General features: G+C 71.1%; 9 protein-coding genes. 3 read left to right on the forward strand and 6 right to left on the reverse strand.

Annotated features, from left to right (window positions below):
• Nucleotides 1-64: 64 nt before the first annotated feature.
• The 5 genes from ACIRF9_RS05370 to uvrC all read right to left on the reverse strand — a co-directional run bounded on the left by ACIRF9_RS05370 (nt 65) and on the right by uvrC (nt 8,370).
• Nucleotides 65-3,019 carry a M14 family zinc carboxypeptidase gene (locus tag ACIRF9_RS05370; RefSeq protein ID WP_403816674.1) on the reverse strand — a complete coding sequence of 985 codons (2,955 nt, stop codon included), beginning with the start codon at nt 3,017-3,019 and terminating at the stop codon, nt 65-67.
• A 176-nt stretch (nt 3,020-3,195) separates the two neighbouring features.
• Nucleotides 3,196-4,185: a DNA-binding protein WhiA gene (gene whiA, locus ACIRF9_RS05375; RefSeq protein WP_403816677.1), complete on the reverse strand. Its 990-nt coding sequence runs from the start codon at nt 4,183-4,185 to the stop codon at nt 3,196-3,198.
• Nucleotides 4,176-5,243 (reverse strand): uridine diphosphate-N-acetylglucosamine-binding protein YvcK, encoded by a 1,068-nt coding sequence (yvcK, locus tag ACIRF9_RS05380; RefSeq protein ID WP_403816680.1) that lies wholly within the window; start codon nt 5,241-5,243, stop codon nt 4,176-4,178. The genes whiA and yvcK overlap by 10 nt, the downstream gene beginning before the upstream one ends.
• Complete coding sequence (gene rapZ, locus ACIRF9_RS05385; RefSeq protein WP_403816681.1) at nt 5,240-6,241, reverse strand: RNase adapter RapZ; 1,002 nt, start codon at nt 6,239-6,241, stop codon at nt 5,240-5,242. The genes yvcK and rapZ overlap by 4 nt, the downstream gene beginning before the upstream one ends.
• On the reverse strand, nt 6,238-8,370 hold the full coding sequence (uvrC, locus tag ACIRF9_RS05390) for an excinuclease ABC subunit UvrC (RefSeq protein WP_403816683.1): 2,133 nt from the start codon (nt 8,368-8,370) through the stop codon (nt 6,238-6,240). Before uvrC ends, rapZ begins: the two co-directional genes overlap by 4 nt.
• A 440-nt stretch (nt 8,371-8,810) precedes the next feature.
• On the opposite strand from uvrC, the gene ACIRF9_RS05395 reads away from it, so the two are divergent.
• From ACIRF9_RS05395 to ACIRF9_RS05405, 3 genes are all read left to right on the forward strand, one after another.
• On the forward strand, nt 8,811-9,782 hold the full coding sequence (locus tag ACIRF9_RS05395) for a hypothetical protein (RefSeq protein WP_403816685.1): 972 nt from the start codon (nt 8,811-8,813) through the stop codon (nt 9,780-9,782).
• 181 nt (nt 9,783-9,963) lie between these two features.
• Nucleotides 9,964-11,067, forward strand: coding sequence for a LacI family DNA-binding transcriptional regulator (locus ACIRF9_RS05400; protein ID WP_403816688.1), 1,104 nt, complete (start codon nt 9,964-9,966; stop codon nt 11,065-11,067).
• Nucleotides 11,064-11,975, forward strand: coding sequence for a carbohydrate kinase (locus tag ACIRF9_RS05405; protein ID WP_403816691.1), 912 nt, complete (start codon nt 11,064-11,066; stop codon nt 11,973-11,975). Before ACIRF9_RS05400 ends, ACIRF9_RS05405 begins: the two co-directional genes overlap by 4 nt.
• Before the next feature lie 125 nt (nt 11,976-12,100).
• On the opposite strand, the gene uvrA is transcribed toward ACIRF9_RS05405, so the two are convergent.
• A complete protein-coding gene (gene uvrA / locus ACIRF9_RS05410; protein WP_403816694.1) occupies nt 12,101-15,100 on the reverse strand; it encodes an excinuclease ABC subunit UvrA in 3,000 nt (999 codons plus the stop codon).
• Between the last annotated feature and the right edge of the window lie 58 nt (nt 15,101-15,158).

The following is a 15,158-nucleotide window of genomic DNA, read 5'->3' on the forward strand; positions in this document are numbered from 1 at the left end:
CCCGGACCTGAGGCCTTTGTCGCCCGATTTCGTCACGGGGCGTCAAAGATCGTTGACCGGTGTGTCACTGATCAAGTGATGCGAGGGCCTTTCCGATGAGCGTTTTGCGGTCGGCCGCCGAGGTCACGTGCTCCAGGCCGAAGCCGAGCAGCACGGTGTCGTCGGTGGTGACCGCGCCGTACGTCTGGAACAGGGCTCCGGTGCGGGTCCAGTCCTTCAGGACGGCCGGGCTGCCCGCGGGCGGTCCGGCGGCCTTCCAGGCGCCGAGCGAGGTCTCGAAGCCCTCGGTCTCGGTGGCGGTGCCGCCGACGACCAGCGACGCGTCGTCGGCGAGGACGCCGTGGCCGCCGAAGCCGGGGTCGGAGACATAGCTGATCGAGACCTCGATGTTCTTGCCCGCGTAGGCGCTCAGGTCGAAGCTGACCTGCTGCCAGCCGCTGGAGGCACCGGTGAGGGCGTTCCAGGAGCCGGTGGTGCCGGTCGCGGTGCAGTCGTTCGCCCCGAGGGTCAGGTAGTGCTTCAGCCACGGGTGCTCGCCGATGTAGAAGCCGGCGCCGCACTCCGCCGGTACGGCGGTGCCGGTGGCGCCGCCCGCCTCGGGGAGCGTGGTCCAGTCGTCGGCGCCGACGGTGTGGACCTCGACGATCGCGTTGTCGTAGCCGGGCTCGGTGTCCCACAGCAACCGGGTCCGCAGCGCCGGCTTGCTCGCCGCGCCGACACCGCTGAGATCGATGGTGCGGGTGAGGCGCTTGTAGGCATCGTCGGTGTGCACCGCGGCGGCCATGTACGAGCCCGCGTACGGGCCGTAGGGGTTGACCGTGCCGGAGAACTGACCGCCGCCGGCGCTGGCGAACTGCGGGAACGTGGCGGTCGGCAGTTCGTCGGAGGTGACCCCGTAGGTGCCCGCCTTGTCCAGCGGGTTGCCGGTGGCGGCGCCGAGGGCCCCGCTGAAACCGGCGAGCTTGCCGGAGCCGGTGAATCCGGTGGCGCCGGGGGTCGACGTACGGGAGTAGGCGCCCAGGTAGTACTGGCTGAAGTCGTCGGACAGGGTGCCGTCACCGAGGTCGACGGTGCCGCCGGCCAGCTCGCCCGCCTCGATCAGCTTGCCGCCCTCGTTGAGGTAGGCGCGCAGTTCGAGCTGGGTGAGATTGCCGGGGGTGCTCGCGCCCGTGTAGTGGACGACCGTGTCGAAGTGACCCAGCACGCCGAGCGCGTCGGGCGCGCCCTGGGTGGCGACGTCCCAGACGACGGCCTTGCGGCCGTTGGCCTTCAGCGCGTCGACGTAGGTCTGCGCCTGTGCGGCGGTCGCGCCCTCCTCGGCGACGACGAGCGTGTCGGCCTTGGGCCGCGCGGCGACGGTGTAGGTGAAGTGCGGGCTGGAGACCTTCTTCCCGGCCTTCGTCCGACCGGTGAACCACACCTCGACCTTGTCGCCCGGCTCGCCGTCCTTCACCTTGGCGCGGTACTCGTCGAAGTAGAGGTTGTCGTCCCCGCCGTAGGTCTCGCCGCCCTTCCAGGGCTTGAGAGCCCGGTCGTGCGTACGGCCGCCGTTGACGCGGTACTTGAGTTCCTTGTCGCGGACCGCCTTCCGTACGACGACGGAGACCTCCTGGTCAGCGCCGCGCGAGTACGAGGTGCTGAACGGCGCGGGGGTGAAGTCGGCGGCGCTCAGGCCGACCGCGGACTTCGGCTGGTCGGGGCGCGCTGCGGACTCGGCGACGGAGAGCGCGAACGGGATGTTCTTGGTGAACTCGTCCTGGATCAGCTTCTCGTCGTCCGGGAAGTTGAAGACCGACTGGCAGTCGGTGGCGTTCCACTGGTCGTTCGGGTCGATGTTCGACGCGGTCTGGCAGGTCGACATCTCCGGGGTGAACATCGCGGTGCCGTTGACGTTCGCCGCGTGGCCGTCCGCCTCGCCGTTCGTCGTGTACAGCTCCGAGGACACCTGCGGGTGATAGCCCGGGATCGCGGAGTTGTCGGGGGTGCCGGCGAGCGCCTTGTAGAGGACGTCGTCCGGGGTGTCGGTGGCGACCTGCCAGCCGACGCCGTAGAGCAGCAGCTCGGCGGCGGAGTGGTAGTTGATGCCGTACGTGAACCCGATCCGCTTCTCGAAGGCGTCGAGTGCCTTGGTCTCGGGCTCGGAGCCGGGGCTCGCGCCGCGGTAGGTCTGGCTGGTGGGGTTGGGGGACGAACCCTCGTCGTCGTAGCCCCACTTGAAGGGGAAGTTGCGGTTGAGGTCGACGCCGTCGCCGGTGGAGATCGCGCCGTCGCCGTTGACGTCCCGCAGGTTCTTGCGCCAGAGGCGGTTGTCGGTGTTCTGGAAGGTGTAGTCGTAGCCGTCGGGGTTGGCCGACAGCACGAACCACAGCTCGGTGGAGTCGACGACCTTCTTGACCCGCTGGTCGGTCTTGTAGTTGTCCAGGTAGTAGTGCATCAGCCGGCGGGTCATCTCCGGCGTGATCCACTCGCGTGCGTGCTGGTTGGACACGTACAGGACCGAGGGCTTGGCGCCGTCCTTGGATTTCTTCGCGTTCTTGGTCAGTTTGAGCGCGAGGATGTCCTGGCCGCCCACCGTCTTGCCGATGGAGACGACCTTGGTGAGGCCCGGGTTCTGCTGCCCGGTGCGGAGGATCTCCTCCTTGAGCCCGCCGCTGCCGCTGTAGGGGCGGAACACGCCGTCGGAGGCCGCCTCGACGCGCTTCTCGGCCTTGGCCGAAAGGGTGTGCTCGGTGAGCTCGACACCCTTCTTCTCGAGTTCGTCCGCCTGCTTGTCGGTGAGGTAGACCTCGACGGTGGCGGTGCCCTTCTCGGGCGCCTGCTCACTGAGTTCGTGCCCGTCCTGGCCGGCCGCCAGCAGCAGGGGTACCTGCTTCTTCGTGACTTCGGCGCGGAACACCTTGACCTCGTCCGGGTCGGGCTTCGGCGCGTTTGCGGGCTGTGCCTGGGCGATGGGTGCGAGGGCCGCTCCGCCGAGCAGGAGCGTGCCGACAGCGAGGATCGATCTCGCTCTACGTCTCATGAACCCCCCTTGCATAGGTTCGCCACAGCAGCGAACTCTGCCAGGCTCATGACAGTTCATGATCCAGTCAAGGGCGCCTCAAGGACAGGGAAACGCCGGTGATATCACCCGATCGGGGCACATCACCGGCGTCCTTGAGAGACCGTCAGTCCGAGAGGCCGTGAGCTGGGGACCCGTCAGCCCACGAGGTTGTCGGCCAGCTCCTCGCTGAGGTTGGCCTCCGTGCCCGGGATGCCGAGGTCGGCGGCGCGCTTGTCGGCCATCGCCAGCAGTCGGCGGATCCGGCCGGCGACCGCGTCCTTCGTCAGCGGCGGGTCGGCGAGCGCGCCCAGCTCCTCCAGGGAGGCCTGCTTGTGCTCCATGCGCAGCCGACCGGCCGCCGCGAGGTGCTCGGGCACCTCGTCGGCGAGGATCTCGAGCGCGCGCTGGACCCGGGCACCGGCGGCCACGGCCGCGCGGGCGGAGCGGCGCAGGTTCGCGTCGTCGAAGTTGGCGAGCCGGTTCGCCGTGGCCCGCACCTCGCGGCGCATCCGGCGCTCCTCCCAGGCCAGCACCGACTCGTGCGCGCCGAGACGCGTGAGCAGGGCGCCGATCGCGTCGCCGTCGCGGACGACCACCCGGTCGACGCCCCGCACCTCACGGGCCTTCGCGGCGATCGACAGCCGACGGGCGGCGCCGACCAGCGCGAGCGCGGCCTCGGGCCCCGGGCAGGTCACCTCCAGCGAGGAGGACCGGCCGGGCTCGGTCAGCGAGCCGTGCGCCAGGAAGGCCCCGCGCCAGGCCGCCTCGGCGTCGCAGGTCGCGCCGGAGACCACCTGCGGGGGCAGGCCCCGGATGGGGCGCCCGCGGCCGTCGACCAGGCCCGTCTGGCGGGCCAGCTGGTCACCGCCGGCGACCACGCGCACGACGTACCGCGAGCCCCGGCGCAGACCGCCGGGCGCCATCACGATCAGTTCCGAGCTGTGGCCGAAGATCTCCAGGATGTCCCGCTTGAGCCGGCGGGCCGCCATCGCCGTGTCCAGCTCCGCCTCGATCACGATGCGGCCGCTCACCAGGTGCAGGCCGCCGGCGAACCGCAGGATGGCGGAGACCTCCGCCTTTCTGCAGCAGGTCCGGGTGACGGGGAGCCGGGAGATCTCGTCCTTCACCGCTGCCGTCATCGCCATGGGCCGATCCTTCCATGCATCCGAAAAATACGGTCGTACGCGGCGGCGAGGAGCTCCGGGTCGTGCCGGGGCGTTCCGTCGGTCCGGGCCACCGTCGCCAGCTCGACAGCGGCCCCGAACCGGGTGGCGGCGTCGGTCAGGGAGTCGCGGTCGGGCACGGCGGCCTCGTCGGCCAGCACCACGTCCAGGGCGAGTTTAGGGGCGTGTCGTCCCAAAACCTCCAAATGACGCTGCGGGGAGAAGCCCTCGGTTTCTCCCGGCTGCGGCGCGAGGTTCAGCGAGAGTACCCGGCGCGCCTTGGTCTCCATGAGGGCGTCCAGCAGTTCGGGCACGAGCAGATGCGGGATGACCGAGGAGAACCAGGATCCGGGGCCCAGCACCACCCAGTCCGCGTCGAGGACGGCCGCCACCGCCTCGGGGACCGCGGGCGGGTCGTGCGGCACGAGGTGCACGGACTGCACCTCGCCCGGGGTGAGCGCCACGGTCGCCTGTCCGCGGACCGTGTCCACGTCCTCCGGGCGCCGCGGGTCATGCCCCTTGACCAGGGCCTGCAGCTCCAACGGCACGGCGGACATGGGCAGCACACGGCCGTGCGCGCCCAGCAGCTTGCCGACCAGGTCCAGGGCCTGGACGTGGTCGCCGAGCTGCTCCCAGAGCGCGACGATCAGCAGATTGCCGACCGCGTGCCCGTTGATCTCGCCCTGCGACTGGAAGCGGTGCTGGATGACCCGGGCCCAGGTCTGGCCCCAGTCGTCGTCGCCGCAGAGCGCGGCCAGCGCCTTGCGCAGGTCGCCGGGCGGCAGCACGCCCAGCTCGTCCCTCAGTCGCCCGCTGGAGCCGCCGTCGTCGGCGACGGTGACCACGGCGGTGAGGTCGCCGGTGATCCGGCGCAGCGCGGCCAGCGAGGCGGACAGGCCCATGCCGCCGCCCAGCGCGACGACCTTGGGCTGGGTGCCCCGGCGGCGCGGTCTCGCGCCCCGGGCCTCCACCGGCCGGCTCACCCGCCCCTCCGGCGCCACCCTGCGCAGCCGGCCCAGCCGCGGAGTACGTCCTGTCATTCCCGTCCCATGTCCCGGTGTACGACCACCGTCTCCACGCCCTCGGCCGCGAGGCGCGCGGCGAGCTTCTCCGACATCGCGACCGAACGGTGCTTGCCGCCCGTGCAGCCGACCGCGATGGTCACATAGCGCTTGCCCTCCCGGCGGTAGCCCGCGGCAACCAGCTGCAGGAGCTCCGCGTACCGGTCGAGGAACTCCTTCGCGCCGGGCTGGTTGAAGACGTACGCCGCGACCTCCTCGTTGAGGCCGGTGTAGGGGCGCAGCTCCGGGACCCAGTGCGGGTTGGGCAGGAAGCGCATGTCCACCACCAGGTCGGCGTCGACCGGGAGGCCGTACTTGAAGCCGAAGGACATGACGGTGGCCCGCAGCTCGGGCTCCTCCTCGCCGGCGAACTGGGCGTCCATCTTGGCGCGCAGCTCGTGCACGTTGAGGCTGGAGGTGTCGATCACCAGGTCGGCGTCGCCGCGCAGCTCACGCAGCAGCTCGCGCTCGGCGTCGATGCCGTCGACGATCCGACCGTCGCCCTGGAGGGGGTGCGGGCGGCGCACCGACTCGAAGCGGCGCACCAGGGCGTCGTCGGAGGACTCCAGGAAGACGATCCGCCGGGTGACGTTCTTCGACTCCAGGTCGGCGAGGGACTCGCGGAGGTTGTCGAAGAAGCGGCGGCCGCGGACGTCGACGACGACCGCGATCCGTGCCACGTTGCCCTGGGAGCGGGCGCCCAGCTCCACCATGGTGGGGATAAGGGCGGGCGGGAGGTTGTCGACCACGAACCAGCCGAGGTCCTCCAGACACTTGGCGGCCGTCGAACGGCCGGCCCCGGACATGCCGGAGATGATCACCAGCTCGGGGATGGCCGCCTCGGGGATCCCGGGCGGCGTGCTGTCCGTACTCACCTGTGCTCCGTCTTCCTGGCGTGCGTCGTGTTCGTGGGGCGCTGCTACGGGCGCCTGATCTCGCTCGTCCGTGGGGTGTGCGTCGTGCTCGTGCTCGGTCATGTCTCCTGCCCCCGTCGTTCTTCCGGGGCGCCCGTTGTCACGGGATCTCCGGGGGAACCCGCCGTCGTTTCGGGTTCCTCATCTTCAATGATCTCTCCGGTCGCCGTGTTCACGGCGGGGGCGGGCGGAGCCGCCTGCGCGAGGGCCGCGGCGATGGTCTCGGCCGTCTTGCGGCCTATGCCCGGGACCTCGCAGATCTGGTCGATCGTCGCGGCACGCAGCCTCTTCACCGAGCCGAAGTGCTTGATCAGCGCCTGCTTGCGGGTCTCGCCGAGGCCCGGTACGTCGTCCAGGAGGCCGGAGCGGAAGCGTTTGGCCCGCTTGGTGCGCTGATAGGTGATCGCGAAGCGGTGGGCCTCGTCGCGGACGCGCTGGAGGAGGTAGAGGCCCTCGCTGGTGCGGGGCAGGACGACCGGGTCGTCGTCGTGCGGCAGCCAGACCTCCTCCAGGCGCTTGGCAAGGCCGCAGACGGCGATGTCGTCGATCCCGAGCTCGTCCAGCGCGCGCCGGGCGGCCGCGACCTGGGGCTGCCCGCCGTCCACCACGACGAGCTGGGGCGGGTAGGCGAACCGCTTGGGGCGGCCTTCGTCGTCCTTGAGGCTGCCGACAAGGGGGGCTTCCTTGCCGTTGGCGAGGATGGTGCCGTCGGCGGCAGGGTCGGAACCGTCGACCGCGGGGGCGGTGCCGTCGGCGAGGGCGCTCTCGCCGTCGGTCCACTCGCCCGTGCGCTCCTTCTCGGCGAGGTAGCGCCGGAAGCGGCGGGTGATCACCTCGTGCATGGAGCGGACGTCGTCCTGGCCCTCGAAGCCCTTGATCTGGAAGCGGCGGTACTCGCTCTTGCGGGCCAGGCCGTCCTCGAAGACGACCATGGAGGCCACCACGTCGTCGCCCTGGAGATGCGAGATGTCGTAGCACTCGATCCGCAGCGGGGCGCTGTCCAGGTCGAGGGCCTCGGCGATCTCCTCCAGGGCACGCGAGCGCGTGGTCAGGTCGGAGGCGCGCTTGGTCTTGTGCAGGATGAGCGCCTGCTGCGCGTTGCGCTCCACGGTCTCCATCAGGGCCCGCTTGTCGCCGCGCTGCGGGATGCGCAGCGAGACGCCCGAGCCGCGGCGCCCGGTGAGCCACTCCTGGACGGGCTCGACCGGGTCGGGCAGGGCCGGGACGAGCACCTCCTTGGGGACGGCGTCGCCGGTCTCCTCGCCGTACAGCTGCTGCAGGGCGTGCTCGACGAGGGCGCCGGTGGTGATCTCCTCGACCTTGTCGGTGACCCAGCCGCGCTGGCCGCGCACGCGTCCGCCGCGGACGTGGAAGATCTGGACGGCCGCCTCCAGCTCGTCCTCGGCGACCGCGATCAGGTCGGCGTCGGTGGCGTCCGCGAGCACCACCGCGTTCTTCTCCATGGCCTTCTTCAGGGCCTCGATGTCGTCGCGCAGGCGGGCGGCCCGCTCGTACTCCATCTCCTCGGCCGCCTCCATCATCTGTTTCTCCAGACGGCGGAGGTAGGTGCCGGTGCGGCCCGTCATGAAGTCGCAGAACTCGTCGGCCAGTTCCCAGTGGTCGTCGGCGGAGATCCGGCCGACGCAGGGCGCGGAGCACTTGCCGATGTAGCCGAGCAGGCAGGGCCGGCCGGTGCGGGCGGCGTTCTTGAAGACGCCGGCGGAGCAGGTGCGTACGGGGAAGACGCGCAGCAGCAGATCGACGGTGTCCCGGATCGCCCACGCGTGCGCGTACGGCCCGAAGTACCTGACGCCCTTCTTCTTGTGGCCGCGCATCACCTGGACGCGCGGAAACTCCTCGTTCATCGTCACCGCGAGATACGGGTAGCTCTTGTCGTCGCGGTACTTCACGTTGAACCGGGGGTCGTACTCCTTGATCCAGGAGTACTCCAGCTGGAGCGCCTCGACCTCCGTGGACACGACCGTCCACTCCACCGACGCGGCCGTGGTGACCATCGAGCGGGTGCGCGGGTGGAGGCCCGCCAGGTCCTGGAAGTAGTTCGCCAGGCGCTGGCGCAGGCTCTTCGCCTTTCCGACGTAGATCACCCGGCGGTGCTCGTCGCGGAACCTGTACACCCCAGGGGAGTCCGGGATCTGTCCCGGCTTGGGGCGGTAGCTGGAGGGGTCGGCCATGTCTCACACCCTACTGGCGCAGAGTGACACTCCGACGGGCCTGTGGACAACCACGGCCGGTCCGTCGGACCTGTGGACAAGTCCGGCAGGGTCCATTCCCGCCAGGGTCGGGCTCAGCGGTCGACGATCCGGGCGGCGCCGGCCGGCGGGACGCCGGTGGCGAGGAGCCGCCCTCGCCCCGGGCGCCGTCGGGCGCGCCCGGCGCCCGATGTCCGGAACTCCGCCACGCGGCCGAGCCTCGCACACCGGCCAAACCGCATGTGCCACTCAGGCATCAGGTGTTGTCGGGACTTGGTCAACACGCTTCAATGCGGGGGAACTCGGGGCACTGAAGGGCGCCTTACGGATGTGAAGGAGCCCCCGGCGTCAGCGGGGAAGCCCCGAACCCTCATACGCACGGTCCGACCAGCCGTCGCGAGCTTTCACAGAAAGGCCCCTGCATGCCGCACGCCACACAGCACGCGGACGCCGCCGAGGACGTCGCCGCCGCGGAACTGGACACGGTCCTGCAAGGCGGCCCGTTCCATGCCGCGCTGCGTGCCGCGATCGCCGCCCGTGGACTGCCCCTGCAGCGCGTCCAGCACCATCTGTCACGTCACGGGGTCAAAGTCGGCGTCACGAGCCTGAGTTACTGGCAGCAGGGCGCGCGGCGCCCGCAGCGCCCCGAGTCGCTGCGGGCCGTCCGCGCGCTGGAGGAGATTCTGCACCTGCCGGACGAGTCCCTGATCCGGCTCCTGGAGGACTCCGAGGGACGGGAGGGCGCCGTCCCCGCGGCCGGGCATCCCGCGGGCCGGTCCTACCGCTCCTCCCTGGAGGCCTCCGACGTCCTTGAACGCCTGCACGCCGAACTGGAGTGCCCACTCGACGGCGGACTGCACGCCCTGGGCCACCACGAGCGCGTCCGCATCGGGGCGCGCCGCGAGCTCCTGGGCCGCGAGTCGCAGCACATCGTGCGCGCCCACCGCGACGGCGTCGACCGCTTCGTGGCCGTCCACCAGGGAGACCCCGGCTGCGCGCCCGAGCGGATGACCGTGCACGCCCTGGAGAACTGCCGCGTCGGCCGTGTCCGCCGCCACCACGACACCGGCGTCCTGGTGGCCGAGTTCCTCTTCGACACCCGGCTGCGGGCCGGTGACACCTTCCTCTTCCGCTACGCCGTCGAGGACGGCACCGCCGACGTCTCCCGCGAGTACGTCCGCGGCTTCGGCGCGGCGGGCGGCCAGTACGCCCTCCAGATCCGGTTCCACGAGCAGGCGCTGCCCGTGCGCTGCCACCGGTTCACCCAGCACTCGGCGGCGGCACCGCGGGGCGGCCGCCAGGAGCTGCCGCTCAGCTTCCGCCACCACTCGGTCCACCTCGTCGAGCCGCGCGTGCGGTCGGGTCTGGTGGGCATCGGCTGGGACTGGGACTGAGCGGGACGGACGCGGCACGGTCGCGGGCGCTTGCGGGGCGCGTCCGCCGCCGTGCGTAAACGCTTGCGCAAGCGTTTACGTGCGGCCCGGAATGAGGTAGCTTCCCGCCCAGAAGGCCGGACGACGGGGGCGGCGCACCGGAGAGGTCGCCGCACCGGCAGGGCCCGGGAAGGAAGACGCGATGCCGACCATGGCCGACGTCGCACGGCGCGCGGGGGTGTCCGTGGCGACCGTCTCCCACGTGTTGAACGACACCCGCCCGGTGCTCCCGCACACCCGTCAGGCCGTCCTGGACGCCATCGACGCGCTCGGCTACACGCCCAACACCCTGGCCCGCTCCCTGGTGACCTCCCGCACCCGCTCCATCGGGCTCGCGGTGTCGGCGATCAGCAACCCCTACTTCACGGACATCCTCCAGGGCGTCGAGGCGGCCGCCCTGGCGGCGGGCTACAGCCTGCTGATCGCCGATCCGCACGACGATCCGGTACACGAACGCAAGGTCGTCCAGCTGCTGCACGAGCGCCGCGTGGACGGCATGATCGTCGCCCCGTCCGCCGACCCGCGCGGCCTCCTCTCGTACCTCACCCGGCACTCCGTCCCCACCGTGTTCCTCGACCGGCTCGTCTACGTTCCGGAGACCACGGACGGTGCGGCGGGCGTCTCCCCCCGCTTCGACCAGGTCTGCGCCGAGAACGCCGAACCGACGACCCGTCTGGTCGCCCACCTCGCCGAGCTCGGCCACCGCCGCATCGGCCTGGTCGCGGGCCTGCCCGGCCTCAGCACCACCGCCGAACGCATCACCGGCTACCGGCACGGCCTGGCCGCCGCCGGGCTCCCCCACGACGAACGTCTCCTCGCGCACGGCGACTCCTCGTCCGCCGGCGCCGAACGGGCCACCGCCGCCCTGCTCTCCCTCGCCGCCCCGCCCACCGCCCTCGTCACCGCCAACAACGCGATGACGATCGGCGCGCTGCGCGCCCTGCGCGACCGGGGCCTGTCCGTGCCCGACGACCTCGCACTGTGCTGTTTCGACGACTTCACGTGGGCGGACCTGTTCTCGCCCCGGCTCACCGCGATCGCCCAGCCCAGCAGGGAGATCGGCGCCCAGGCCGTCCGGGTGCTCCTCGAACGCCTGGACGCTCCCGACCGTCCGGCCCGTACCGTGCGGCTGCCCTGCGCGTTCGTGCACCGCACGTCGTGTGGCTGCGCGGACCCGTCCGAGCCGTCCCGACGGTCCGAGCCGTCCCAGAAGTGCGAAGTCTCCGCGAAAGGAAGCACCCCGTGATCGTCGTCGCCGGTGAGGCCCTGATCGACCTGGTACCGCAGGGCACGGGTGCCCTCGCGGGTCTGCAGCCGGCGCTCGGCGGCGGGCCCTTCAACACAGCCGTCGCCCTCGGCCGCCTCGGCTCCCCCACCGCCTTCTGCTCCCGCGTCTCGTACGACGCCTTCGGGGAGGCGCTGCTCGGGAGGCTGCGGGAGTCGGGCGTGGACGTGTCCGCCGTGCAGCGCGGCACCGAGCCGACCACCCTGGCGGTCGCCACCGTCGACGGGAACGGCTCCGCCGCCTACTCCTTCTACGTCGAGGGCACCGCCGACCGCCTGTTCACCGCCCCGGCCGCCCTTCCCGCGGGCACGCGCGCGGTGTCCTTCGGCACGTGTTCGCTGGTCCTGGAGCCGGGTGCGAGCGCCTACGAGGAGCTGCTGCGGACCGCGGCGGGAGAGGGCGTGTTCACCGCTCTCGATCCGAACATCCGGCCCGGGCTGATCCCCGACGCCGACGCCTACCGGGCCCGCTTCAAGAGCTGGCTGCCCTCGGTGAACCTGCTGAAGCTCTCGGAGGAGGACGCCCTGTGGCTGGGCGGCACCCCGCAGGAGTGGCTGTCCGCCGGTCCCTCGGCCGTCGTGATCACGCACGGTTCCGCCGGGCTGAGCGTCATCACCCAGGACCGGGCCGTGTATTCCGTGCCGGGTGAGGAGGTCGACGTCGTGGACACCATCGGCGCCGGCGACACCGTGAACGCGGCGCTGCTGCACGGCCTCGCGGGGCGGGACGCCCTGTCCCCCGCGGGTCTCGCGGAACTGGGCGCCGACGGCTGGCGGGAGCTGCTGCGGTTCGCCGCGCGGGCGGCGGCGATCACCTGCTCGCGGGCGGGCGCGGAACCGCCGTACGCCTCGGAGCTGGGCGAACTGTAGGAGACGGGGCCCTGGCCACTCCGCGGGGTCGGGGTGGCCGGCGGTCGAACGAGCGGCGCCCCGCGGGAAGTACCCGGGGGGCGCCGTGTGGTGCGGGATGTGCCAGGACGTGCCGGCCGCTCGGCTCAGGCCTTGCGGGCCCGCGTCGTCTTCTTCGCGGGGGCGGCCTTCTTGGTGGCCCCCGCGACCTTCCTCGTCACCGTGTTGTTGGCGGTCCTGGCAGCGACCGTCTTCTTCGCCGCCGTCTTGCGGGGGGCCTTCACCGGTGCCGCGTCGCTGATGCGGTCGGCGCCGAGGATCTCCCGCAGGAACTTGCCGGTGTGGCTGGCCGGTACCCCGGCGACCTCCTCCGGCGTGCCCTCGGCGACGACCAGACCGCCGCCGGCGCCGCCCTCGGGGCCCATGTCGACGACCCAGTCGGCCGTCTTGATCACGTCGAGGTTGTGCTCGATGACGATGACCGTGTTGCCCTTGTCGACCAGGCCGGAGAGGACCTTCAGCAGCTTGCTGATGTCCTCGAAGTGCAGGCCCGTGGTCGGCTCGTCCAGGACGTAGACCGTGCGGCCGGTGGAGCGGCGCTGGAGTTCGCTGGCGAGCTTGACGCGCTGCGCCTCGCCGCCGGAGAGGGTGGTCGCGGACTGGCCGAGCCGGACGTAGCCGAGGCCGACGTCCTTCAGCGTGTTGAGGTGGCGGGCGATCGCGGGGACGGCCTCGAAGAACTCCGTCGCCTCCTCGATGGGCATGTTCAGCACGTCGGCGATGGACTTGCCCTTGTAGTGGACCTCCAGGGTCTCCCGGTTGTACCGGGCGCCGTGGCAGACCTCGCACGGGACGTAGACGTCCGGGAGGAAGTTCATCTCGATCTTGATCGTGCCGTCACCGGCGCAGTTCTCGCAGCGGCCTCCCTTGACGTTGAAGGAGAAGCGGCCGGGCAGGTAGCCGCGGACCTTCGCCTCGGTGGTCTCGGCGAACAGCTTGCGGACGTGGTCGAAGACGCCGGTGTACGTGGCCGGGTTGGAGCGCGGGGTGCGGCCGATGGGCGACTGGTCGACGTGCACGACCTTGTCGACGAGGTCGTCGCCGTCCACGCGCGTGTGCCGCCCGGGGACGTTCCTCGCGCCGTTGAGCTCGCGCGCGAGGTGGGTGTACAGGATGTCGTTGACCAGCGTGGACTTGCCGGAGCCGGAGACACCGGTGACCGCGGTGAACACGCCCAGCGGGAAGGACACGTCGATGTCCTGCAGGTTGTTCTCGCGGGCGCCGTGCACGGTGAGCCGCCGGGACGGGTCCAGCGGGCGCCGGATGTCCGGGAGCGGGATCGACTTCTTGCCGGCCAGGTACTGACCGGTCTGCGACTCGGCGTTGGCGAGCAGTTCCTTCAGGGAGCCGCTGTGGACGACCTTGCCGCCGTGCTCACCGGCGCCGGGGCCGATGTCGACGACCCAGTCGGCGACCTTGATGGTGTCCTCGTCGTGCTCGACGACGATGAGCGTGTTGCCCATGTCGCGCAGCCGGACCAGGGTCTCGATCAGCCGGTGGTTGTCGCGCTGGTGCAGGCCGATGGACGGCTCGTCGAGGACGTAGAGCACGCCGACGAGTCCGGAGCCGATCTGGGTGGCGAGGCGGATGCGCTGGGCCTCGCCGCCGGAGAGCGTGCCGGCCGCGCGGTTGAGGGAGAGGTAGTCGAGGCCGACGTCGACCAGGAAGCGCAGCCGTTCGTTGACCTCCTTCAGGACGCGCTCGGCGATCTTCTTGTCGCGGGCGTTGAGCTTCAGCTCGCCCAGGAAGTCCGCGCAGTCGCTGATGGACATCGCGGAGACCTCGGCGATCGACTTCTCCATGATCGTGACCGCGAGGACGATCGGCTTCAGGCGCGTGCCCTCACAGGTGGGGCAGGGCACCTCGCGCATATAGCCCTCGAAGCGCTCACGGCTGGCATCGCTCTCGGCCTCGCTGTGCCGGCGCTTCACGAACGGCACGGCACCCTCGAAGGGCGTCGTGTACACGCGCTCGCGACCGTAGCGGTTGCGGTAGCGGACCTCGATCTGCGTCTTGTGGCCGTACAGCAGGGCCTTCTTGGCGCGCTGCGGCAGGCCGGCGAAGGGGATGTCGGTCCGGAAGCCCAGCGCGTCCGCGAGGGCGCCGATCAGACGGCCGAAGTAGTCCTTGGTGTGGCCGTGCGACCAGGGGTGGATGGCGCCTTCGTCGAGGGACTTGTCCTCGTCGGGGACGATCAGCTCGGGGTCGACCTCCATGCGCGTGCCGATGCCGGTGCACTCGGGGCAGGCGCCGAAGGGCGAGTTGAAGGAGAAGGAGCGGGGCTCCAGCTCCTCGAAGGACAGGTCGTCGTACGGGCAGTACAGATGCTCCGAGTACATGCGCTCGCGCTCGGGGTCGTCCTCGGGGAGGTCGACGAAGTCGAGCACGACCATGCCGCCGGAGAGGCCGAGCGCGGTCTCCACGGAGTCGGTGAGGCGGCGCTTGGCGGAGTCCTTGACCGTGAGGCGGTCGATGACCACCTCGATGGTGTGCTTCTCCTGCTTCTTCAGCGTGGGCGGGCTGGACAGCTGGATCGTCTCGCCGTCCACGCGCGCGCGGGAGTAGCCCTTGGTCTGGAGGTCGGCGAAGAGGTCGACGAACTCGCCCTTGCGCTCGCGCACCAGCGGCGAGAGCACCTGGAAGCGGCTCCCCTCCGGCAGCTCCAGGACCCTGTCGACGATGGCCTGCGGCGACTGGCGCGAGATCGGGCGGCCGCACTCGGGACAGTGCGGCTTGCCGATGCGCGCGAACAGCAGACGCAGGTAGTCGTAGACCTCGGTGATGGTGCCGACCGTCGAGCGCGGATTGCGCGAGGTCGACTTCTGGTCGATGGAGACGGCCGGCGAGAGACCCTCGATGAAGTCGACGTCCGGCTTGTCCATCTGGCCGAGGAACTGGCGGGCGTACGAGGAGAGCGACTCCACGTAGCGCCGCTGCCCCTCGGCGAAGATGGTGTCGAAGGCCAGCGAGGACTTGCCCGACCCCGACAGGCCCGTGAAGACGATGAGCGAGTCGCGCGGCAGGTCGAGCGAGACATTCTTGAGGTTGTGCTCGCGCGCGCCACGGACGATGAGACGGTCGGCCACGCCGGTCCGCACCTTTCTTGAGAGAAGTGACAGGGGCGGGGCCCCCGTCTTTCTCAGA

This window comes from Streptomyces sp. NPDC096132 (genome assembly GCF_044763345.1).
Taxonomy (GTDB): Bacteria; Actinomycetota; Actinomycetes; order Streptomycetales; family Streptomycetaceae; genus Streptomyces.